Raw genomic sequence first — 24,886 nt, forward strand, 5'->3', positions numbered from 1 at the left:
AATATTTACCTGTCTGAACCATTCAGAAAGGCTTTGTTATTGATTTACTTATTATATCCAGAGCGTTTTCCTTTTTTTGTTTTTTTAACTTTTGCTGCGCTTCCTTTTTATTGATTTTGTAAGATTTCATAAGATCTGTTTTAGATTTACTTCCCATAGAGCCGACACTGTTACCTTCTTTTTGTTGCTTGGTGCGCTCCAATATTCAGCTTTGTTTAGACATATAAAAGGTGCGAGGGTAGCCTGCGCTGAGCACAGTCGAAGTGAGCCTGGTTATGCTGTCGTTCAAAGCTGAATGTTGTTATTTTGCTGTCAAAAAAAGGTATGGCAGTTGTGGCTTGGGTTGTGAACCAAAATGCTTTGTGAAATACAGAATCATGGGAAGTGGAACAAAATGCAGTTTATTTTTCTATTTAGCGGACGCTATTTCAAAGTTTTGTATTTCCATGTCGGCAGGGTCAAGCAAAGAGGAAATATAAAACTTTGGGATTGTGTTCAAGACCTTTGTTAATGAAGCTCTTTTCTCGAAATGAAGCTTTTTGTGGAATGTAGAGGAATGTGCTGAATGACTTCACTTTTACGGGACTTTGCAATGATATTAATTGTATAGTTGTAATTAGTTCATATCCGCTTTCCTAAATGGACACTAAAAAATAAGAGCCAGCACGAATGCCGGCCCTTACTTCCAACAACAAAAGCTAATCGTTTAATTCCTCAATTTTATTTTCAAGTTTCTCTATGCGCTCTTTCAAACGTGTTTCACGCTTGTTTCTCTCTTCTGCATATTCCTTTTCAATATTGGCAATTTTAATTTTATAATACCCTTGCATCGCATTGTAGAATGAAATGTTCGTCAAGTTATTAACGTGATTGCTTTCTCCAAAATGTACTTGCTTGGTAAGTATGTATCGAATGAGCTTATAAAAGGTTTCCTTTTTGAAATTCTTTTTGAAATTCTCGACAGTTTCCACATCAGTCTTCTTGGAAGTGTTTCCCAATAATTCTGTAAAGTGTTTTTGACGACCCACATAGTCTACATTGTTTTCATATAAGGTTAATGAGAAAGCTACCATTTCATCTACCGAAAGCGGTTTCTTGTTTTCTATATAATCGGTTTGACGAATCATCTGAACAACTTCTTCAAACTGCTTGTTGTTTTCAATATGCTTTTTTCGGATTTCCCTTTCGTTGATTTTAACGATTTGCTCTTCAGGCGAACACTCTGCCATTTTTCTATTTGCCAACGGTTCGGAATATGTGGAATTTTCGGTTTTTGAATCTTCTAATACCTTCACAAAGATTGCTTTGTGAACATAGGTTTTTGGATGAAAGATAATGCCATTTTCAAATCCATTTTCTTTTGCGGAATTATACACTTCCAATTCTTCCTTGTAATTCTCAATCCCTCCTTCAAGCTCAGCTTTCAGCTCATCTTCAGAATAGTCGTAATGTTGGTATTCATTCTTAATTGCTTCCATTGTAGGCTCAATCGGCTCTTCAATTATTTCAACATCGTCCAAAAGATAAACCTTCAATCCTTTTTTTTCCAATTGCGATATAATGAGTTGGTTATTGTCGTCATCTGCCCAGTATTTGCGAATTTCAGGAATCAACAACACATTCTCTTTTTTCGAATTTTCAATCAGGTTCAAAAACGACTTGTTTTTCTTGGTTTCATAACAGGTTGATTTTGTACACACCATTTTACCATCGCCAAACAAATTACCTTGATTTGCTGCGTTAAATGGACATGTTGTACATGCTCCAACTTTAGTAATCAATTTGTCATCGACCACATCGAAAGGTGCATTCCCCAAATCATAGGTCTGGTTTTTAATCATCTGATTGATTTGATAGGCATTAAATTCTTCGCCCATGGTTTCCAGCATCATTTGCTGTTCCTCTGGCTCGAAAAGCGCAACACCGACGCCTAATGAAATCGTCATGTCGCCATTACGGACAAAGACTTTAAAACCTTCGATTAGACCTGCCAATTTTAAACGTTGCCTTACAAAATTTTCGGTTCTTCCCAACCGTTTTGAAATCTCCGTTGGCGAGTATTTTTCGTTTAGGAACGCAACCGATTCGGCTTCTTCGGTAGGCTCAACATCCTGCCGTTGCAGATTTTCGATAATTTGAATTTCCAGAACATCATTATTATCATATTCCCTAACGATGCTCGGAATGGTTTTCTTTTTCGCCAATTTACTTGCGCGATATCTACGCTCTCCCATGACGATGTTGTAATCCTTTCCGGATTTTCGAACGGTAATAGGTTGTAGGACACCGTGTTCTTCGATGCTTTTAGACAGTTGCTTAAGCGCTTCCTCGTTAAAGGTTTTTCTTGGTTGCATTGGGTCAGGAATAATCCTTCCAATAGGTAATTCTTGAACTTGAAGTCCAATGGCGCGTTGCGTCAATTTCTTCTTGACTTCATTTTTAATGGTGGCTGATGCCTTTCCGTTTTTACTTTCAGTACTCGCTTTTGTTGTCATAATACTTAAATTTTAGATTAAACAATATTTTTGCAGAACCCAAACGGAAGACAAAATTTCTGCTCAAAAGGAAACGGAATAAATGAGTTGTTGGCGAAGCCCTGGCTTTATGCCGTAGTCTTTTGATGATAATATTTTGCGGGTTTATCTTTGTACCAATATTGATATAGATATCTCTCCCCTTTTTTAGCAGAAATAAAGTATGAATCTAAAAAAAACTCTAGTTTTAAGGTACTAGAGCAACCTTTGATTATCAGGTGTTAAGCCATTTCATATATTTCATTGAATAGTTTTTTATCCCACTTTTCTTGTTGTGAAAATGTCTTCTTCAATGTATTGTGCAACATCGCATTGAAGGCATTGTACCCTAACCATAAATTAGGCTCGTCATTTAGCAGTAGTGCTTCGTAGTTCAAGGTTTCAAGAACTTCACGGGATTTCTTTGAAGGCTCTTCGTTTTTATCACTACATTCATATCTGAACAGTTTTGTTTTATCCAAAATGGCTTTTACAAATTCTTTGGTGTCGATGATTTTAAAGTCTTTCAACTTTTCAAATTTCTTGACAATGGTATAAAATTCATTGTTCAGGAACTTATCGAATAAGCCATTCATCCTTGGCATAATCAATTCTGTATTATTTTTGCTGTGCTTAATGGAAAACTCAATTTCTGCCTGTGAAACATGCAATCCATTTGAGCATACTTTTCTGTAAAAACCAAAATGTCCGGAAGTCTTTTCACTACCATCATACGAGTTTTTAAATCGTAGCATGGGTAGTATTAAATCCTCCTTGTTTTTCAATTTAAACTGGTTGCTATCTTCAATGATAAAATCTATAATAAAAGACCTATCGTTTCTATTAACGCTTCGTTTGTGATAATTTAGTCCAGCATCCAAAAGCATCTGTTCTGCTTTTTTGAAGAATAATTGATTGGGAATATGGCCATAACTGTTTGATACCACATTCACGATTTTACCATTTGAGATAATGGCATTTTCAAGTCCTCTACGAGATTCCATCTGCGTGAGGCTCTTTAAGGATTTCATTTCTGAAGAAACAAAAATCTCATCTTGTTGTAAATTACTTAAATACATAATATCTGATTTTAGATTAAACAATATTTAAGCTAGAACCAAACGGAAGCTGAAATCACAGCTCAAAAGGAAACGGAATAAACAAGCGTTGGATGTTGCAATGGCTTTATGCCGTAGTCTTTTGATGGGTGTATTTTACGAGTTTAACTTGCTTCACATATTGTATGAATAACTCTCTTTTTTTTAAGCGGACGCTATTTCAAATTTTTCTATTGGGAATATTGCGTTCCTGCTCCCGAAGTTTCGGGATTAGGCAGGATCAAGCGAAGTGGACATCTAAAACTTTGGAATTGTGTCCAAGACCTATGTTAGTGAAGCTCTTTACTCGGAATGCAGAGCAACGGAATTTAGAGAAATGTGCTGAGTGTGAAGAAATGGCTGATTTTACTATTCCTTACCAACTTCATCATTTAAATAGGGATGTTTAAGACGCTCGTACATTAGTTGTCTGAAAGGTAAAGTTTCTTCTGATGGGTATGTGTTAAAAGATTGTACATAGCAATTCCCATCTGCTTTATAAAGTGATTATATTTTTTTATGGGGATAAAATATAGACTATTCAAATTCCCAAATTTAAAGATGATGCCTTGCTTTGATAAATTATTGTTATTTAATTTAAAAACATAATAAAAATTATTGTCTAAGACATCTAATTCATCAAGATATTCGAAACTTTCTAAAATATTATCTAAATCAAAGTCTTTTCTAAACTTCAAGTATTTACCATTCTTTTTTTTTTTGAATAAGATTATCTTCAGCTTCATCAGAAGTAATAAATGTATTTATAATTAGTTTATGTTTCTTTAATTTACCAAGATTGATTTTTGAAGTTAATAGAAGATTAATCATACTTTGACTGTATAATAACTCAAAACGTTTTAAGAAAAGAAAGAAGCGAAACGCAGAAAGCGTAAAAATATAATTTCTTCTTTTAGCACCAGCCTCATTAATTGTATCATCGGTAAAATGAACATTGAATTGTCTTTTTTTATTATCAAAGCCAATAGACAAATGTTCTCCTTTTGTTAAGCTTGGCACATTTAAAATGAAACCTTTTTCATCAGAATAATTAAAGCGTAAATAAAAAAATTTTAATTCATCAAACATACCTAACCCCTATTCGTGTTCTACATAAAACAAAATATTTGTCTTTTACAATTACTTAATTTAAATCTATTATTTATAGAATTCAGAAATGTCTTAAATACTTTCTTCTCTTTTCATGTTCAGCATATTCGAGTTCGTTATCTCTGCGACTTTTAATATAATTTCGGATAGTACGTGTTTTGGTTCCTAACTTGATATTTTCAACCAACTTTAATAGTGACTCGTCCTGAATAATGAGTTTATCATTATAATAATGCTAGCTGTACTACCATACTGTTTTATTAACAAACGTATAAATCTCTTTTTTTTACATTAATTGGGCATTCCATATTTTCAAGCTTGTCTTTTAAATTTATAAAAACAAGACTTTATATCAATCCAAATACCCTTGGTAACCACAGGCTTAATTCTGAAAAATAAGTTACAAGAAACAAGGAAACGATCATCGCTAAAAACAAAGGAAGCAAAGGCTTTACCACTTTTTCGATAGTTGTGTTAGCCACGCCAACACCCACAAAGAGCACCGAACCCACTGGGGGAGTACATAATCCAATCGATAGATTTAAAACCATAATAATACCGAATTGAACAGGATCCATTCCCAAATCAGTAATGATAGGCAGAAATATAGGCGTAAAAATCAATACAGCAGGTGTCATATCCATAAAAATGCCAACAAACAATAACAAAAGGTTAATGATTAAAAGAATTATTACTGGATTGTCACTTATGGTTAATAACACAGAGCTAATGCTTTGAGGAATATTTTCAAAAGACATCACCCAAGACATACTCATGGACGCACCAATTAACAGCATCACTATGGCTGTGGTACCACAAGACTCTAATAAAATTTGTGGAATATCTTTTGATTTTATTTCTTTATAAACAAAGCCTAAAATAAGAGTGTAAAGCACGGCTATTGCTGAAGCTTCCGTGGCAGTAAAAATACCCGCCACAATACCTCCAATTACTACTACAAGAAGCATTAAACTAGGAAATGCCCTTACAAAAGTTTTACCAACTTCCATAAATGTACTCCTTTTGCCTACATTATAGCCTTTCTTTTTAGCCCAAAATGAAGCGACCAACATAAGAAGTAGACCTGTTAAAATACCCGGAATATAACCTGCTATAAAGAGAGCTGCAATAGATACACCGCCACTTGCTAACGAATATACAATAAGAACATTGCTAGGCGGAATAATTAAGCCTGTGGTCGATGATGTAATATTTACCGCTGCTCCAAATTCTTTTGAGTAACCCTCCTTTTCCATTTCAGGGCCTAATATGCTCCCCATCGCTGATGCTGATGCCATTGCAGAACCTGCAATAGCTCCCATTAGCATTGCGGCAATAACATTTATTAAGGCCAACCCACCAGGAAGCGACCCTACCAATGTCTTGGCAAAATCGATCAAACGTAGCGCTATACCACCTTTATTCATAAGTTGTCCTGAGAGGACAAAAAATGGAATTGCTAGTAATGCAAAACTGTCTAGACCTGTTGCCATACGTTGAGAAACGGTAGTAAGTGCTGGAAGCATAGGGATACTAACCATCATGGTTAGCAATGATGAAATAGCAATACTCCACGCTACCGGAACCCCTATTAAAAGCAAACCAATAAAACTAAATACTAAAATGAGCATTGGTAAATATTCCATTATAATTCTTTGTTTAATATATCTGTAAGTTTGTAAAAAATAATGAGGATGCCACTTATTGGAATAATTGAATAGACCACGCCAAGCGGAATTTGTAAGGCTGGAGAGTACTGTCCTAAAGAAAATGTTATATATACCAAGCGTAGTCCTCCAACTACTAATGCGAAAAAGCAAAAAACAATAATAATCCAGTTGATAAACTTCTTTAGCTTGGCTTGTCCGTCTTTATTTAACCTTGCCGGCAATAAATCTATAGCCACGTGCATTCGTCTTCCAGAAATATAGGCAGCTCCCAAAACACCTACCCAAATCATAAGGTAACGTGCCAGCTCATCTGTAAATGAACTTGGTGTACCAACTACAAACCTGGTAAAAACCTGCCAAAGCACATTAACAACCATAACTCCCATGATGATAGCCAGAACTCTACCTAAAACATAATCAACTTTTTTTCTTAGTTCCATAGTTATTGAGTTTCTTGAATTCTATCGATAAGATTATAAATGGGCTCATTATCTCTATAATCTTCATAAATAGATATCACCTTTTCTTTAAATAATGATTTATCCGGTCTTACGACTTTAACACCTGCTTTAACCACAGCGTCTAAGGCTTCCTGTTCTGCTTTAGCCCATAATTTTCTTTGGTATTTCACCGAAACATCTGCCGCTGTTTGCAACCATGATTGTTCTTCAGTAGACAAGCTCTTCCATAAATGCGTACTGATTACTAATACGTCCGGTATTGAAGTGTGTTCGTCTAGAGAAAAGAATTTACAAACCTCATAGTGTCTTGACAAATAAAATGTTGGTGGATTATTTTCAGCACCATCAACAACGCCTTGCTGCAATGCCGTATATAACTCTCCTGAGGATATTGGCGTAGGGGAACCTTCAAGGCTACTCACCATATTCATGGCAGTTACGCTTTCCATAACCCTTATTTTTAAACCCTCAAGATCTGATGGCAATTCAACTGGCTTTTCCTTTGTGTAAAAACTTCGACTACCAGCATCGTAATAGCCTAAACCCTTTAACCAATATTTTTGACCGCCGTCCAATAATTCTTTTCCAATAGCACCATCTAAAACATTAAACCTATGCTCACGATTCCTAAATAAAAATGGCAAACCAAATACTTGCATATTTGGAGAAAAATTTTCCATTACAGCAGCAGAAACCTTGGTCATACCTAAGCTACCTATTTGCAACAACTCTAGGCACTGACGTTCAGATCCTAATTGCTGGTTGGGGTATAATTCTAGTTTTAATTGACCTTTTGAGTTTTTCTCTAGCTCATCAGCCATATACATCATAGCTCTATGTACAGGATGACTGATATCCAAGCCGTGAGCCAATTTGATGGTTTTTGCTTTTTGAAACGTTTCACATGAATACAAAGCGAGGGCTATGAACAAGACTAGTAAGGCTGAAGTTGCTTTATTCATTAATTAGTTTTTTGAATTTATTTTTTAAGTGCTTTAATAATACCCAAAGCATTTTTTACATCCTGCTCTAGTTTTTTATAATCCTTGTTGGTTATAATATCCTTGGAAATCAATTGGGAGCCCATGCCCACACAGGTTACACCGGCATCGAACCATCCTTTCAGGTTTTCCTCGGTAGGGGAAACGCCTCCCGTTGGCATAATGCTGGTCCATGGTTGCGGGCCTTTGATGCCCTTTACAAACTTTGGGCCGTATAAATCGCCCGGGAACAGTTTTACGATCTCACAACCCAGTTCTTCGGCTCTAGCTATTTCCATTAAAGAGCCACACCCGGGAGACCACAGTACTTTTCGCCTGTTACAAGCAATTGCAATATCTTCTCTCAGCACTGGGGTTACTATAAAATTTGCGCCCAATGCCATATACAAAGAGGCAGCTGAGGCATCGGTTACCGAGCCAACGCCCATAATCATTCCCGGTAATTCTTTAATGGCATACTTGGTCAATTCCCCAAAAACCTCGTGGGCAAAATCGCCACGTGCCGTGAATTCCATTAGTCTTGCGCCGCCATCGTAACAAGCCTTTAATATGTCTTTGCTCAATTCTAAATTGTCATGAAAAAACAAAGGGATCATGCCTGTTTCTTTCATGGCCTGAGCTACTTCTAATCTTGAAAATTGTGCCATATCATTATAATTTATCGTGCAACACGCCCCGAGGCATCGCCGCCCATTAATTTTTCTACTTCGGCAACCGTTACCAAGTTGGCATCGCCTTTTATGGTATGCTTTAAACATGATGCGGCCACTGCAAAATCCAGCGCATTTTGATCGTCTTCCGGATATTTCAACAGTCCATAGATCAATCCGCCCATAAAGGAATCGCCGCCACCCACGCGATCAACAATATCGGTTATTTGGTACTGGCGCGTTTGGTACATTTTTTTGCCATCGTATAAAACACCGGCCCACGTATTATGGGATGCGGAAATGGACCCTCTTAAGGTTGTGATTACTTTTTTTGCCCTTGGGAATTTTTCCATCATTTGCTTGCAAACGGACAAGAACGCCTCGGCCTTTACATCGTGCCCGTGCTTATGGACATCCAATCCCTCCGGGTGGATATTAAAGTGTTTTTCGGCATCTTCTTCGTTTCCCAGAACAACATCGCAATACGATGTTAGTTCGGTCATTATTTTTTCCCGGTGCGCATCATCGCAAAACGTCCAAAGCTTAGCACGATAGTTTAGGTCTGTTGAGATGGTAATGCCTTTTGCGCTTGCGGCCTTAACGGCTTCCAAACAAACATCGGCTGCGCCTTGTGAAATGGCCGGCGTGATCCCTGTCCAGTGAAACCACTCCACGCCTTCAAAAACGGCATCCCAATCGATCATTCCTGATTTTATTTCTGCAATGGCGGAATGCGCCCTATCGTAAACCACTTTGCTGCCCCTTGAAACAGCGCCGGTTTCCAAAAAATAAATCCCCAAACGGTCGCCACCCCAAACAATCTTGTCTACGCCAACGCCTCGTTTGCGCATTTCCATCATGGCACATTCGCCGATGTCGTTTTTTGGCAAACGGGTTACAAAATCTACCGATACCCCGTAATTTGCCAAAGATACCGCTACGTTTGACTCGCCTCCTCCGTAAACCACATCAAAACTGTTGGCCTGTGAAAATCTTAAAAAACCCTGTGGGGCCAATCTCAACATAATTTCTCCGAATGTTACTACTTTGCTCATTTGTTATTTTATTAAATAATCTGTTTAATTTTTAATGTAAAGCTCGGAATTAACATAAAAAAGTATAGGGGGGAAATTACCCAACTTAGGGGGTTAAATAGATATTCATTGGTTAAGTTGATACCAAACGAAAAAAATTAAATCTTTTATTACAGCATAAAGCCACCGTTTTATGACAAAACAAACGACTTGCTATTTTGCACATCCAAGTCAATATGGTTACAAGAAGCAAATATTAAACGTTTTAATCGTGCCTTATACCTCACAATTGTAACCCGAAGAGTATAGGGAAAGGTTATTTTTAGCTGATAACAAACTCTTCGTCTGTTCAATTAAGCTTAATCATTAATCCGACAAAGGCTTCAATTACACTCAATATTTTTGAACTTTAAAATTTTCGATTTTCATGTGATTGTTAACCGTTCTAAAGCCAAAGTAACCCTGGGTATATGGTTGCAAATCAAAAAACTTATAAATCACTTCCCCATTACGTGTATAACTTGTAACGCTATCTTTTACTGTAATTTCAATATGCAGTTTTTTATTGGCTGTTATCATGAATTTTTTATCAGATAAATCATGCTCCGGTAATAGCGGCCTATCCACATTACCATCATAGCGTCTGAATCTGGTTTTTGTATTATGATGACCACCATATCCGACATAATAAGCTGTAAAATGATGGTAATTAGGAAAATGTCCAGCTCGTGATTTGGAACCTTCAAAAAAATCGTCAGGATGCTTCGGGTCGTTTGCCATCCACAAACAATTCATATCTGAAACCCTATCGTACTTACCTCCTTGATCCACAATGGTCACATCGTATGAAATTCTTATAGGTGCCTTCAGCTTTTCCTTGAACCAAATGGTACAGCCTTTAGCATCAATAATTTCAATACTTTGGTTTTTAAATATGACTTGCCCGTTTGGTTGCTGTTCTACGACCCAATTATCTGAATTACCCAAAAAATTTTGGTACCACATATTAGAGCTCTTACATCCCAAATTCAATAGCATAAAAAAGCCAATAATTATGTATTTCATAAAACGATTATATTAATTTATTTGGAAAACAATGATGTTTTAAAACCACTGTTAATTCAAATTCACTTCGTGCTGATTAGAGAAACCATCTTCTTTTAAATGACTCAATTTTTCTTCCATTTCTTTTACCTTATCGGGAAATTTTGAAGCCAAATTATAATTTTCACGGGGATCCTTTTTAATATTGAACAATTGCGGTGATCGTTGAAAACCCGTTTCAATAATAGGTCCCCATGGCACCAGTTTAGGTCCATCTAAAGGTTCAATAAATTTCCAGTCACCTTCTACATATGATAATGGCCCCATAAAACTTTCTTGAATTAATGACGTTTTTCCTGTGGTACTTTTACCTTGAAATACCTCTATCTGATTTTGGCTGTCAATAACATCATCTGGTATAGTTTTAACACCCACCAAAGCAGCAAAAGAACTTAAAAAATCAACCTGACTCACCAAAGCGTTAGAAACCATTCCTTTGTTTTTACCCTTTGGCCATCGGATTATTAATGGGATTTTGCTCCCCCCCTCATAAGCACTATACTTACCACCCCGTAAACCGCCCGTTGGTTGATGGTTACCAAGTAATTCTCTAGCTTGATCTTTGTAGCCATCATCAACAACTGGTCCGTTGTCACTAGAAAATACTATTATAGTGTTTTCAAGTAAATTTTGATTTTTAAGCGTTTTTACAATTTCATTTACAGTCCAATCCAACTGCAAAATCACATCACCTCTTGGCCCCATACCACTCTTTCCTTGAAAGCGTTTATTGGCTACTCGAGGCACATGAATGTCATGTGTAGAGAGTAGTAAGAAAAAAGGCTGCTCCTTGGCGTTGTCGATAAATTTATTGGATTTATCGACTAGTTGCATAGGTATGGTTTCGTCGTCCCAAAGTGCTGCTTTTCCGCCAGTCATATACCCTATTCTACTAATACCATTAATGATGGTATTGTTATGTCCTTGTGAAGGTTTCATGGTTAACAATTCTGGATTCTCTTTTCCCGTGGGCCAATCGCCTATTTTTTCTTTATAGTTTACCTGAACAGGATCGTTAGCATCTAAATTAACAATATGGTGATTCTCTACAAAAACACATGGCACGCGATCGCCAGTTGCTGGAATTAAGTATGAATAATCAAATCCAATTTCTAATGGACCAGGACTAATTATTCCATTCCAATCAGGACCATCATTACCCCCTAAGCCTAAATGCCATTTCCCCACAATACCCGTTTTGTATCCGGCACTTTTTAATAATTTTGGCCATGTTGTTCTAGCGGTATCGATTAATAAACCCTGATCTCCTTTGGCAACACCTGTACCTTTTTTTCGCCATGCGTAATTTCCTGTTAGAACGGAATAGCGCGAGGGCGTACACGTAGCTGCCGTGGCATAGGCGTTTTCAAATAAAATACCATCTTCGGCCAATGCATCAATAGCAGGTGTATTAATTTCTGTAGCGCCGTACGCGCTAACATCGCCATAGCCCAAATCGTCGGTATAAATAAAAACGATGTTCGGTTTTTGTCGGTTTTCATTTGATGTTTCACTAGTACCTTTTATTTCTGAAGTCTTTTTTTTACAAGCTAAAACAGCAAAAAATAACAGGATATATACATAGAAGGTTTGTTTGTTTAGAGTCATCATTTTTATTTATTAATAAGGTTTATCGAATAATTCACTGGAATACATTTTGCTAGTACTCGGTATTACGGCTTTTTTTAAAAATTTGGTATCGTTAGTATCTTTGCACCAATCGATTAGGGTTTGCCTAAATTGATCAATGTTTTTTATGTGGTGTTTAGAGTATATCAAGTTATTCATTTCGTACGGGTCTTCTTTTAAATCGAAGAATTGCTCCCTATTTTTCCCCCAATCGTAAAGCACGTATTTATAACGGTTGCCAATTACTGCACGACCTTGGGTACCGTGGGCTTGTTTTCCTTCAAACTTAGTTTCAACCACCAAATAATCATGCGGTTTAAAGGTGCTTGTATTTTCTAGAAGTGGCTTTATGCTTTTGCCTAAAAACCCATCGGGAATTGTAATATTCGCAAAATCTAAAATGGTAGGATACAAATCCAATCCGTTGGAAATTAAAGTTGGATTATGTTTTCTTTCGGAAGTTTTAGCGTTTTTATAATTGACAATAAAAGGCACCTTGATACTTTCTTGAAAAAGTGCTGTTTTTTGGTTCCAACCGTGTGAGGCATTGCCATCGCCGTGGTCACTGGTAAAGATGATAATAGTGTTGTCTCGCAAACCCAAATCGTCAATGGCATCGATAATCTTACCGATTTCATGATCTACTTTTTCTACCAATCGGTAATAGGCGTGTCGGTATTGGCGCCAATCGGCTTCGGTGTATTGTTTTGTCGGATAGATTTTTACCGAAGCATTTTGCTCTATTTCCAAAGCTTCCGGAAAGGTTTCAGATTTTTTAAAATTAACCGGTAATTCTGGCGTTTCGCTTAATGGTACTGGTGGAATATTTCCGTAAGGCAAAGGCTGGTTTCTGGCCCATTCGCAGATATTGTGTGGATTATCAAAAGAGGCCACCAAAAAGAAAGGTTGCGTTTTTGCCGTTCTCAATTTTAAATAGTTGATGCTTTTTTCGGCCAAGGGTATATCGCCAAAATCGGCTATTTTTTCAAAGCCGTTGCCCTCGACCATGTCTGCTTCGTGAGCATGCCATTTTCCGCCGTAGACACAATGGTAACCCGCTTGTTTTAGAACGTGCCCAAGCCCCGTTTTTTTGTCTTTGGGCTGCATCTCTTTATCACCTTTTTCATTAGAATTTACACCTAAATTATGTGGCATTTTACCTGTAAACATACTGGAACGCGACGGTGTACACAACGGAAATGTAACATAAGCATTTTTAAAATGAATGCCGGTTTTTACCAACTTATCTAAATTTGGTGTACTTAAATTTGGGTTTCCGGCCACACTTAAGGCCTCGGCTTGGTGTTGGTCGGTCATGATTAAAACTATGTTGGGCTGGTTTTTATTCTGCCCAAACGAAACCGCAAAAGAACTCAAGATGATCAAAAATGTTATTTTAAATTTCTTCATAATTACAGTGTATTTTGCAACCATTTCTTTTCTGTTTTTTGCCATTGCTTCAAAGTTTTGCAAACCCATTTTGGGGTATTCCCCAAACGGTGCTTAAGTTGCGCTTCGTAAAGAGATTCGGGAAAAACCTTAGTGCCCAAACTTTCTAAGTAACCAATATTTTTTTCATTAAAAGACGATTTAGAGCCATGAAACCCCACAATCGTTGGATTAACAACGGCAAATCCCCAATACATACCTTTTCCCGAAAGACTCCAAAAATCATAATTTGAAATGGTGTCGCCCACCCTTTTATAATTCCATAACGTTAAGCCTTTTAAATGATGTGGCTCGTTTTTATAAAACCCGCCATGGTTGGTCATTTTAGAGCCTTCATATAAGTCGACCAAATTATTTATGGGAATATCGGCATGTGAGTCCCAACCTTGTTTCGGGGTCTTTACGCGCCAAATTACCGAACCCGATGTTTTGTGCGACATAGCCGCCCCGTGGAATTGCCCATAATTTGAAGCATCGTGTATCAAGCCCGTAAGCACCCGGGTAGATTGTGTAACGTTGGTTAATTTGTGCCCGCTGTTGCCGTGGACCAAAAGCTGTAAAATGGATGAGGCATAACCATTATTTATGGATACGGCACCGGTAACATTGCTAAAACGGCAACGGCGTACCCACGAATTCGCAACACGGTTCATAGCAATAATGGACCACGCATTATCGTGAATATAGTTTTTGTGATGCACGAATTTATCGTTAAAATTCGCTTTAAAAAAAATATCTTCAACACCAACGTTTTCCAGCGAATAAAATGGTTTTGCTTGCCAATTGTAAGCCGCATTTATTTCATTTATTAAAGGATCTTTTAAGGTAATAGTGTTTCCAGAAATACGTTTTATGGCGTGGTTTTCAATAAAGGTTACGCCTTTTTCTGCAACCTTTTCCCAATGTGGACGTGGAGTTTTCTTCTGCAAAGCAGTTTTGGCGGCCTCTACATTATAGGGCATTTGCAACTGGATGTATTTGGCATTTTTGAATATTTCGGCGTTTTCAACTTCAATCACATCATCGCCCGCGTTTGCCTGTTTTGAAATGTTTGTTGTCGCCCTTGCTTTCTTCTTCGGAAAAAAATTGAACATATAGCTCACTTTCCATTCGGGCTCGTCGGGATAGCGTCGCGGCATGTGGTCCTTCATCTGGATTACCGTTCCGTTTTTGCCCATACCGCTTCCTTTTAAAATGATGTTTGAAGCCGTTATTTCAATAGGATTGGTTCTGGTCGGGTTTACATTTACCTTGAACTCCCCTTCAGGAAAAAACACCACACCGCCTTTGTTGTTTTCTGCGGCATGTATAGCCGACTGTATCGCCTCTTGATCAGAAATAGAATCATTGGGAATGGCTCCAAAATCCATCACGTTAAACACTTTTAAATGTTTGTGTTTTTTCGGGATACCGGTTTCGCCCAATTGATAACCCGCATACGAATAATCGAAAAGTTTTGGAATGCCCGGGTCTGTAATTTCACTAGTATACTTTTTCCATATTAGTGCCTTGGGTTGAGCACAGGCGCTCATACAATACAGATATAAAAGGACTAAAACAATTAAAAGCAAACGTTTCAAAACAATTATTTTTATGGGTTTTTAAGGTACTTTCTATAATTTTAACAAGCTAAACTCGTTTGGTAAACCGTGTACACACTCTAAAGTAATAGTGGTTACGTCGCCAGTATGGTCCACGGCTTTTACCGTGCCAGTAATAGCAGTATCCCATTTTCCGTTTAACGTTAAGGTAAGACTTACTGTCCTACTGTAGTTTTCAAACTTATTTTGCTTAATCTGTTTAAAGTTCAAATCAGGTTCTACAACACTTAACGTTATTCGGTTGGCATTATCTTCACGCGCCATGACCAAAGCTGGTTTAGACATGGTTTTCAAAGCACCGTTTTCTAAGTTTGTATCGGCTTCAAATATAACGTAACCTGTTGTTTTTGTGGTTTTATCTAAAACAATATGTGCTTTTTCATCGGCTCTAAGTATCTTATATGAATTATCTTTTGAAACAGTTTTACCAAAGTTTTTCAATTCGGGTTCACTTAAAAACGGATAAATAACATATTGGTAGCTTGCATCTTTTGGCGCCATCCCATGATTAATCCACGCCGAGGCATAATCGCCTTCGGTCTCTTTGGCACCTTTCGCCTTTTTATTGTTTTTGCCTGTATTTATAGAGTATTTATTATGATAGGATTGTTGGTTTTCTTTTTTAAACTGAATGGGGTTTCCAGATAACATATAATAACCATTTCCGTAAGGATCGGTTATCCAGTTTTTCGAAGTAGCTTCGGAAGCAATCGTTGCCGTGTAAGGAAATTTCGTTATTTTTTCAGAAGAGCTATAAATAGGTGCTTTTTTATCTTCTAAAAAAGATTGAAAAATATTGGTTTGCGTCGGGTTTTTATCATCGATACTTGAAATATTGGTACCGATACAAATCAATTTTTTTCCGAAAGAAAAGACTGATTTTTTAGCATACAATTTACCGGGGTAACCCACTTTTGTTTCAGGGCCGTCGGCGTTAGAACCTTTTCCTTCGTTAAGTATCATGCCAAAAACACCATTGTCGCCCAATTTTGTGGCACCGGCAAATGTTTCGTTGGACCGGAACATGATCAGTGGCATTTTGGCTTCCAGTTCTTTTAATGGCAAATAGATGATGGTCGCCCCGGGGTAACGATTCCAATCCCAACCTTCTTGTCTGAACCCACTGCCTTTTTCGCCCTTTTCGCTTAACAATTGTACGGTGCCATTGGCCGGATAGCGGCCGTAGCGGTTTTCATCTATATAAATTTCCGACGCCCAAACATATTTGCTGTAACCTTTAATAATGGCCGCCCAATTGTTTTGCCTTTGCACTGCGGTTGCTGCATAAGGAAAGGTGTAATAGCCTGTTAAATTTTCTTTTTTTATGTCATGTAAACTGGTAAAAAGTGAGGTATTCAGCAAATCTTCATCGCCCCAAAGCCTTAAATATGCAGCGGCGACCTCTTTATCGATTTCGGCAGTTCCTTCTGGATTTCCAGCCAATGCCATGTGCAAATACTGTTGTCTAAACTTCTTTATATTGTTGGCTTCAAGTGGATGACGCCCTGCATTCCCAAAGCCCCAATCGTATTTTTGACTATACTTACGCGTTGCCAAAAATGCATTTTTAAAATTTTTGTGTCCTTCGGTACCTACTCGAAAACGTGTTTTTGATAACGTGTAAATAATTTTGGGTACATTTTGAAAAGCACCATAGCCATAAGCCGGATAATGCCCGTTGTGATGCCATGCTGTTCCGTCAATTTTAAAACCCCATTCTTCGTCTTGTTGTGCTAAGGTTATAGATAAATAGTTGGAATAGGCTCTTAGCATTTCAGCTTGCATTTCCTGTTCTTCAAACATAAAAATGAGCATGAGGTGGTAATAGGCCTGAGTATTTAAGTAGTCTATATTAACATGAAAATTTTCTTCATTGTCCAAAACCATGCCTAAATTATACAACCAATGTAAACTAGAAGCCACTTGTTTTAATAGATTGTTTTCATACAAAAAGTGTCTCATTTTAAAAAAGCCCTCTGTAATTTCCCTAACGTTATAACCTATATGATGTCTTGTACCGCCATTAGAACCTGCTTGCCAACCTTGATCTAAGTAATATTTTGTACCAAGTAAAAACATACGCTCAATTTCCTGACGCTCTGAGTCATTGGCCCTATCGTGGAAGTTTGCTAATTTTTTCATTACCGTTCCAAGATCCTTTATATCATTAAATGTCCGTGAACCCTGTTTCTTTTTATTAAAGTACTCCTGTCCATCATTAAAATTTAAAGGAGGTCCCAAAACCGTAGTACCGTTATCTGTTATTTGTAGCTTATCAAACATTTCTGTTAATGCGCTGATGTAAACCTTATATTTCTTATCAATAACCATATCTGCATCAATCATTTGCTCGAACTTTTTTAAATCCATTCGAATGGCCATAGAAACAGGTCTTGGCTCCAAGCTTTGAATTTGCTTAAAGTTCGAAATCAATGGTAACCAATGATCTTTACCCGGATTATCATTTGCCTTTATAAAAGGTACAATTAAGTCGGGGTATTGGTGTCTATCATCTTGGTATTGAGAGAAGATAATATCATCAAAAAATAAGGTACCACTTGCCGCCGTTGTTGAAATCTTAAAGTAATCGTAATCTACATCACTTCCTTTTTTGGGCGGATTTCCATTCATTTCATAAAAAGGCACCCAAATTCGTCGCCAACCTGTAAAATTTAATGGAACGCTAAAATACACCTGAGTTTCGCCCTGGGTTTCATATGAAATAGTAATGGTTTCATTCTGGGCAGTTTCATTATAAATGGACATGTGCAGTGTGGGACTCGCCGGAAAATGTGCTCCGTATCGCAGAGGACTTTCTGCATGGGAAAGTTCTCTGAAATTTGAAGTTCCAAAGGAAGCTTCACCTTGCCATTCCCATTTTAACGAATTCCGGCCATATCGATAATGTGAATCACTAAGTGCTAATGAACTATTTGTTTTATTGAATTTGGTTAAAACCGAAGCCTCTTCAAAAGACTCCACAGCCGGTAACTCACTGCTTTGAGCCACGACTAAGTTACTTATCATCAATAATAAAATACCTATTAATATATTGTTTTGTGCTTTAAAGGGGTTGAAAGTCATAATCTATGCATTTGTTAAACGGTGTAACTCATAAAAATAAAAGTCCTAACACCTACTTTAATTTCTTTTAATCTCATTTTTATGTTCTAACTCATCAGAGTTTACAATTATTTTAGACCCTCTCATGTTCCAGTCACTAAACCATACGCTTTTCTTCCTGTATAATTTGGGGTTACCCAGATTTTCAAAGTTACTAACAAGAGCCAGTCTTCCGGTCAATTCATTAGGCATAACCTGCTTTTTTGATACTTTAGACAGTAATGCGCCAGTTTCCTTATTATAAATTGCAGCCAACAAGGTATAGGTCTCTCCATTTGGTCTGATTGTTAAAACTAAGTTTAAACCTTTTGGGAGTTGGTCAACAACTAGGTCATTTTTTTTATTAGGGCTAGGATTACCAATAAACAACGAGCCATTTGTACAAACACCTAAATTTATACCCTTATTGTCATTGGCCTTACCATCAAGCTGCTTTAAGGCACCTTGAAATCCGATATTAAATCCTGCCCAATTGAGATTGGAACTTGTTATTTTATTATTAAAAAAACCTAAACTTACCTGCATTTCTAAATCCCCCTTTTGATCTGAAAGTTGACGTGTAAGCAAATACATCTTTCTGTCTTCGGTACTGACCAAGCATTCAATTCTATTATCAGTTATGTGCCAATCATGCTTCGAGTTTACAGCATATTCTGAACCTATTAGTGTTGCAGTACTTTTGTTAACAAAGTCACTTTTAAAAGCCGTTGATTTACCTTGTTTTTCACAACTTAAAACAAACATGATAAGACTGAAACTAAAACCAAATTTAAGTAGTTTGAAACCTTGTTTTAAGAGACTTGAATGATTGAACATGCTTAATTTGGACATAAAACACCCATTATAACTTTTGATACTTTTTCAACCAAGGATCCTGCTTTTCATTTAAGTTTTTAAGCAGTTCTTCGTGAAGCCTCTTTTCTGTATCTTCATCACTACCTATTAAGTTGTTAAGTTGATATGGATCGTTTGTGTTATCATACAAAAACTTACGTTCTATGTTTTTCTCGTCGATTGTTATTACATAAGTATATTTGTGAGTACGTATACCACGGTGCCCCGATTCTGGCTGTCCTTCTAAAATAAAATAATACAATGCCGAAGTCGGCTTATCCCCTTCGTTATTTAAAATAATTGAGGATAAATCCTGGCCATCTAAATCCATAGGCATACCATCAGTAGCTTCAACCAGGTTTAAAATGGTTGGCATAATATCGGTTGCACTTACAATCAAATCACTTTTTTGGTTACTTCTAATTTTCTTTGGCCACTTTATAATGAAAGGTACATTTATGGCTTCTTCAAACCAAACGTTTTTAGACATTAAACCGTGGCTCCCCATCATTTCACCATGATCTGAGGTAATGATAACAATGGTATTATCTTCTAACCCTTCGTCTTTTAGGGTTTTTAAAACCCGACCTATTTGCTCATCCACACCAGTAACCATGGCAAAATGGTTACGAACATGCTCTTTAGCCAAATGGGTGCGCTTCCTTGTTGCTCCTGAATGAAATGCCAAATCCTCAGCATCTGTATTCAAATCTACATTTCCTCTTACTAGTAATTGATCTAAAGATTTGTCTTTATAATGCTTCAAATACTTTTCAGGAACATATTGATAAGGAGGATGTGGAGGATTAACAGACCAAAATAAAGCAAAAGGTTTGTTTGCATCTCTAGTTTGTAATGATGGGTTTTTAATGTAATTAATAATAACATCAGCCTCATGCTTTGGGGACCATTCATTAACATAAGTCAGTTCATCCTCCTTGGCATCATTTATCCAATAGTGCGGCGTATTATGCTGATCAAAGGTTCCGTAAGCATACCAAAAATTAAATCCGTGCCTTAGTTCTTTAGGTTGATAAGCGTCCCAAATTACGGTATCCTTTCCCGGAATTGGTTTTGGGGAGCGTAAATGAAGCTTACCCACATAACCAGCATCGTAACCGTTTTTCACTAAAACGTCTGAAATACTTACGTCATCCTTTTGCCATGAGTTGTTGTATTTATAACGTCGTGAATTACTATTGCTCAACACCGAATTATTATAGGGTAATTTACCTGTCATCAACATCCCACGATATGGGCTACATAATGGATAATTACTAATGGCATTGGATATAACCATACCTTCTTTTCCCAACTGGTCTAAATGAGGCGTATGAACAGGGTCCTGATTGTTGATGCCAACAGCTGCATTTCTAAACTGATCAGGAAAAATAAACAAAATATTTGGCCTCTCAGGTTTAGCCGCTTCTGGATTCGACTTTGACTTACAAGCAACCATAAATGCGGCGATACAAAAGAATAAAAAAACCTTTAAATAATTCATTTCTAGGATACTATAATTTATTGTTTGTCTTTAATTTTTTTAATCTAGATAATGCTTCAATATAATAATAATCGGCATAAATAAGAGCCACATCAATTTCGTGCCCTAATGATTTTGCCCCAGTAGAATGCAGCAAAAATGAATCTGCTTTACCGACTCCTGAATAATTTTCTGAACCTAAAGATTTTAACATTTTAATGGCAGCATTATAATAGCGCATTTGGTCTGCTTCATCTTCAACCAAAGTGCTTAAATCCAATAATGCTGATGCTACGATAGCCGCTGCTGAGGCATCTTTTTCTTCTTTGGGATCGTCTTGCACATCAAAATCCCAAGCTGGCACCATATCTTCTGGCAATAAATCTAAATACGCATCTGTTATCTTTTGTGCAAAATCTAAAAACTTTTTATCTTTTGTTTCCTTATAAACCATTGTGTAACCATACACACCCCAAGCTTGACCACGGGACCAACGACTATTATCTGCATAACCTTGCTTGGTATGTCTGTTTAGCACTTTACCTGTAACAGAATCGTATTCTAAAACGTGCCACGAGGTTAAATCGTCCCTGAAATGGTTTTTCATGGTGGTTTCGGCATGCTTTACGGCAATGTCGTAGAACTTTTTGTCGCCACCGTGTTTGGCCGCCCAAAACAATAACTCTAAATTCAGCATATTATCTATAATTGTAATATGTTGTTGCCACCTTGGGTGCATTTTGTTGGACCACGATTTTATGGTACCCACATTAGGGTTGAACCTTGAGGCAAGCGAAGCCGCCGAGGTAAGCAATATATCTTTATATTCTTTTTTACCGCCAATTTCATAGCCTAGGCCATAAGCCGGAAACATCATGAAACCGATGTCGTGGTGTTCTGTAATGTTTTTAAAATCCTCAAAAACCTCGGTGCGTTTTATCGCTTCGTCTTTCCAACGCTTATTCCCTGTAACATCATAGGTATACCACAACACGCCTGGGTAAAAACCAGAGGTCCAAATTAATTTATGATTTCCTACTTGTTTCCATTCTGTTTCGTCAGTTTCTATAAGGCGTGGGTGCTTTGTCAAGTCCGTTAACTTAGGCACAGCAATTTCTAACTGCTTTTCACAGTCATTAATTTGTTTTTGTAAATCTATTTGGATTTCAGGTTTAGAAACTGCAAAAGCTTCATCTGTTTTATTTGAGTTTTTACAAGCCACGAAACAAACGAAGCATGTTAGGAAAAGCATTTTAAATCGCATGGTTTTATTCAATTTTAAATTATATTATTACAAGGCTGATCTAACATTTTTTATTTAACTAAATTTAAATGCAGCACCGAAACAAAGATTAGTATTTTAATAAAAAAAGCTGAGGGTATAATTGTTCATTAAAGCGGTTATACCTGTTCATTTTAACACATATAAGCCATAATAAAAGCCCCAACCACTATATTTCGAAGCAGTTGAGGCCTTTATTTTTAATCTATTATTAGTCTTTAATTATTTTAAGATAATTTTTTTAGTTAATACTCCACCTTCTTGAGTTTCTAACTTTAAAAGATATAATCCTGGAGAAAATTTGCTTACATCTATAGATTCAGAAAAACCTGTATTGTAAATCACTTTACCTGTCATATCCAAAAGTGTTGTGTTTCTAATATTAATGTTAGCATCCAATCGGCTAATGTTTAATGTTTCTTTTGCTGGGTTTGGATAGATTGAAAACGCTCGATTTAACACTTCATCCTTAATTGATAATACAACAGAGCTATCAACTGTAAAATCCAATTGTTGCAAGGCTGTAAAAGCTGAATTAGGTGTCCAAGCTTTGGACAATACAAAACGGTAATATCTATAGGCCTGCGAAGTTGTTAAAGTGATTGGGTACTCGGCACCTGCACCACTATTGCCACTGAACATTCCTAGTGGAGTACTTAAATTATCCCAATTGCTATCGTCATTACTACCTTGTACGACCCACTCAGATTCATCTGGAGCGCCTTTATTAGAAGTTCCATTAGCCAAAACATACCTTACTTCAGAAATTGCAACAGGGTTATAGGCGCTAGAAACCTCAAATTTATAACCTTCTCCTATAGGAATTAAAGCTTCCGCTAATCTTGGAACCGAAGTATTTGATGTTAGAACATCTGCCCATTTAGTTGTGTTTGTAAAATTGCCATCTGCTATTGCGGCACTTGGTGTGTTAAAAACATCTGTTTGCCCAGAAAAACTTGTATTTAATGCAGAAAAAGCACCATCTGCGACATCTTGTGGTGTAGCTTCGAATTTTACATCTGAAATATAAAAAGTTCCGTGTTGACTAACCCCTGAACTAAATGCCGAATTATCTGTTACCATTTTAAAAGCTATAGTTACGGATGATCCTGTATAAGCAGACAAATCAACCTCACCTTTGACATAGGTCTGAGGAGATACATCAGAAGTAGCGATACTACCAATAATGTTTCCGGTTTCATTTGTCCATGTCGCGGTATTTGGTGCATTACCATGCGTATAGTTTTCAGAAACCCAAACCGTTAGGGTTGCGCCACCACCAAAAACATATCTTTGTTGTGACCAAAATGATACTTTAGGAGCATTCGCTGAAGACAAATCCTGATTGGTCATTAACGCCCATGCTTCTATTTCGTAATTGGTATCTGCCGGAGACCCACTGGTGTTGGTAAACGCAATAGTCCTTTGATCTCTTGCTGTTCCTGCCGGAATTCTATTTGTGGGCCTCGAACTTTCATCGAATACCGGGCTAGAATCCAAGGCATCTACTACATCGCTTACTCTTTTACCAACTTGATTGGCTGCTTGTCCACCTAAGGCAACTTTCTGAACTGTAAAGCCCCTTCCTTCATTCTCGTATCTAAAATCTTCATAGAAAATAGTCTGGGCGTTGATTGACACCACAGCCAACATAAAGGTTAGAAACAAGGCTATTTTAAAAGTAATTTTCTTCATAATAATTAAATGTTTTAAAAGTTATGGATATTGTTTAATAAAAATTTGAATATCATAAAATTAAACAGAATGCTCTGTTTTAAAAAGGGGATGTGCGTTCATATAGAGGGGGTTAATTAACCAACACACAAATTGATAAGAAAAAAAAAGCCCCAAAGTCTGTATAATTATAATACAGAACATTGGGGACACTAAAACAAACGGATTATTTAATCCGTTACTGTAATTGTATATTCTTGAATTTTCTCTTCTTGTCCACGTATGGTTTCGTTATTCCCAATAAATGTTACGGTATAGGTACCGGCTTTTGAGTAAGTGTACTCAAAGGTTTCGAGTTTTTCTGAATATGTTTTTAACGCCTCTCCTTTATCTGGATTTACCTTTGTTAAATTAATAGCGTTGGTAATTAACCAATCCTCATTGGTTATCCATTGTCCACCAACTTTAACCTGGCCTCGCATGCGCCACAAACCATCGCTTCCTTTACCGCTATCCCAATACCACTTGTTAGCGTTCCAACCTGACACTACCCCTTGTACATCAACAGGCTTGAATCCAGGAACCTTTTCTGTGGCTACCGTAAGTGGCGCAGGTGCATCGGCTACATCCATTTGAATATTTAGATCGTCCAAATACCACTCTGACGGTCTTGTAGCTGTGTTATCACAAAAGTATTTAAAACCGAAGTAAATTGGATTTCCATCTGCTAAATCTGTAATGTCAACAACCCCAGATTCCTGCAGGGTAAAATCATATAAGGTGGAGATGTTAAATCTATCTGATATTTCTGTCCATGTTGCTGTATTCACAGCTTCTGGAGTACCACTTCCATCGTAGTCCCTAGAATACCATACAGTTAAAAGTCCTTCACTATTATCACCTAAACCCCATTTTTGAGAGTTCAAAAAAGACATGGTTACGGTACCTTCTGCATTGGTTCTGTCGCGATATTTATACTGATGTTCAAAATCACCAGCATAGAAATATAAGAAGTTAGGTGCATTATTCACCTTAAATTCTACAGGTTCTCCTACTTTAGCGTTATCGTTGAAAACAACTTCAAAATTTGGAACATCCACGGTCTCTAGGTCTTCACAACTTTGAATCCCGAAGATTACGAAGAATAACATGGTTAATACATAAACTGATT

Annotated in this window: 18 protein-coding genes; all 18 read right to left on the reverse strand. The window is 37.1% G+C overall.

The annotated features are described in order from the left end of the window. Positions 1–698: 698 nt before the first annotated feature. Positions 699–2,495, reverse strand: a complete 1,797-nt coding sequence (locus ACN5J7_RS08510) for a ParB/RepB/Spo0J family partition protein (RefSeq protein WP_418603577.1) — start codon at positions 2,493–2,495, stop codon at positions 699–701. 260 nt (positions 2,496–2,755) lie between these two features. Next, entirely contained in the window at positions 2,756–3,592 is an 837-nt protein-coding gene (locus tag ACN5J7_RS08515; protein WP_418603578.1) for a DUF932 domain-containing protein, read from the reverse strand. 720 nt (positions 3,593–4,312) lie between these two features. After that, entirely contained in the window at positions 4,313–4,699 is a 387-nt protein-coding gene (locus tag ACN5J7_RS08520; RefSeq protein ID WP_418603579.1) for a hypothetical protein, read from the reverse strand. A 368-nt stretch (positions 4,700–5,067) separates the two neighbouring features. Continuing rightward, complete coding sequence (locus ACN5J7_RS08525) at positions 5,068–6,366, reverse strand: TRAP transporter large permease (protein ID WP_418603580.1); 1,299 nt, start codon at positions 6,364–6,366, stop codon at positions 5,068–5,070. Then, the gene (locus ACN5J7_RS08530) at positions 6,366–6,830 is read right to left on the reverse strand and encodes a TRAP transporter small permease (RefSeq protein WP_418603581.1); all 465 of its coding nucleotides are present in this window, start codon (positions 6,828–6,830) and stop codon (positions 6,366–6,368) included. Before ACN5J7_RS08530 ends, ACN5J7_RS08525 begins: the two co-directional genes overlap by 1 nt. 2 nt (positions 6,831–6,832) lie before the next feature. Continuing rightward, complete coding sequence (locus ACN5J7_RS08535) at positions 6,833–7,813, reverse strand: TRAP transporter substrate-binding protein (RefSeq protein ID WP_418603582.1); 981 nt, start codon at positions 7,811–7,813, stop codon at positions 6,833–6,835. A 17-nt stretch (positions 7,814–7,830) separates the two neighbouring features. After that, positions 7,831–8,499 carry a bifunctional 4-hydroxy-2-oxoglutarate aldolase/2-dehydro-3-deoxy-phosphogluconate aldolase gene (locus ACN5J7_RS08540; protein WP_418603583.1) on the reverse strand — a complete coding sequence of 223 codons (669 nt, stop codon included), beginning with the start codon at positions 8,497–8,499 and terminating at the stop codon, positions 7,831–7,833. A gap of 11 nt (positions 8,500–8,510) precedes the next feature. Further along, the gene (locus tag ACN5J7_RS08545) at positions 8,511–9,557 is read right to left on the reverse strand and encodes a PfkB family carbohydrate kinase (protein ID WP_418603584.1); all 1,047 of its coding nucleotides are present in this window, start codon (positions 9,555–9,557) and stop codon (positions 8,511–8,513) included. A 372-nt stretch (positions 9,558–9,929) separates the two neighbouring features. Continuing rightward, complete coding sequence (locus ACN5J7_RS08550; RefSeq protein ID WP_418603585.1) at positions 9,930–10,601, reverse strand: DUF6250 domain-containing protein; 672 nt, start codon at positions 10,599–10,601, stop codon at positions 9,930–9,932. Positions 10,602–10,652: 51 nt separating this feature from the next. Further along, the gene (locus tag ACN5J7_RS08555) at positions 10,653–12,251 is read right to left on the reverse strand and encodes a sulfatase family protein (protein WP_418603586.1); all 1,599 of its coding nucleotides are present in this window, start codon (positions 12,249–12,251) and stop codon (positions 10,653–10,655) included. A 9-nt stretch (positions 12,252–12,260) separates the two neighbouring features. Further along, positions 12,261–13,724 (reverse strand): sulfatase, encoded by a 1,464-nt coding sequence (locus tag ACN5J7_RS08560; RefSeq protein ID WP_418603587.1) that lies wholly within the window; start codon positions 13,722–13,724, stop codon positions 12,261–12,263. After that, entirely contained in the window at positions 13,682–15,250 is a 1,569-nt protein-coding gene (locus tag ACN5J7_RS08565; RefSeq protein ID WP_418603588.1) for a DUF4955 domain-containing protein, read from the reverse strand. The genes ACN5J7_RS08560 and ACN5J7_RS08565 overlap by 43 nt, the downstream gene beginning before the upstream one ends. A gap of 81 nt (positions 15,251–15,331) precedes the next feature. Continuing rightward, a complete protein-coding gene (locus tag ACN5J7_RS08570; protein WP_418603589.1) occupies positions 15,332–18,403 on the reverse strand; it encodes a chondroitinase family polysaccharide lyase in 3,072 nt (1,023 codons plus the stop codon). A 57-nt stretch (positions 18,404–18,460) separates the two neighbouring features. After that, positions 18,461–19,273: a hypothetical protein gene (locus ACN5J7_RS08575; protein WP_418603590.1), complete on the reverse strand. Its 813-nt coding sequence runs from the start codon at positions 19,271–19,273 to the stop codon at positions 18,461–18,463. Positions 19,274–19,283: 10 nt separating this feature from the next. Then, positions 19,284–20,780, reverse strand: a complete 1,497-nt coding sequence (locus ACN5J7_RS08580) for a sulfatase (protein WP_418603591.1) — start codon at positions 20,778–20,780, stop codon at positions 19,284–19,286. Between the two features lie 10 nt (positions 20,781–20,790). After that, a complete protein-coding gene (locus ACN5J7_RS08585; protein WP_418603592.1) occupies positions 20,791–22,011 on the reverse strand; it encodes a glucuronyl hydrolase in 1,221 nt (406 codons plus the stop codon). A 252-nt stretch (positions 22,012–22,263) separates the two neighbouring features. After that, positions 22,264–23,736: a T9SS type A sorting domain-containing protein gene (locus tag ACN5J7_RS08590; RefSeq protein ID WP_418603593.1), complete on the reverse strand. Its 1,473-nt coding sequence runs from the start codon at positions 23,734–23,736 to the stop codon at positions 22,264–22,266. Between the two features lie 209 nt (positions 23,737–23,945). Then, entirely contained in the window at positions 23,946–24,866 is a 921-nt protein-coding gene (locus ACN5J7_RS08595) for a DUF5017 domain-containing protein (protein WP_418603594.1), read from the reverse strand. Positions 24,867–24,886 lie beyond the last annotated feature (20 nt).

The sequence above is a fragment of the Hwangdonia sp. genome (assembly GCF_048381975.1).
In the GTDB taxonomy this organism is placed as follows: Bacteria; Bacteroidota; Bacteroidia; order Flavobacteriales; family Flavobacteriaceae; genus Hwangdonia; species Hwangdonia seohaensis.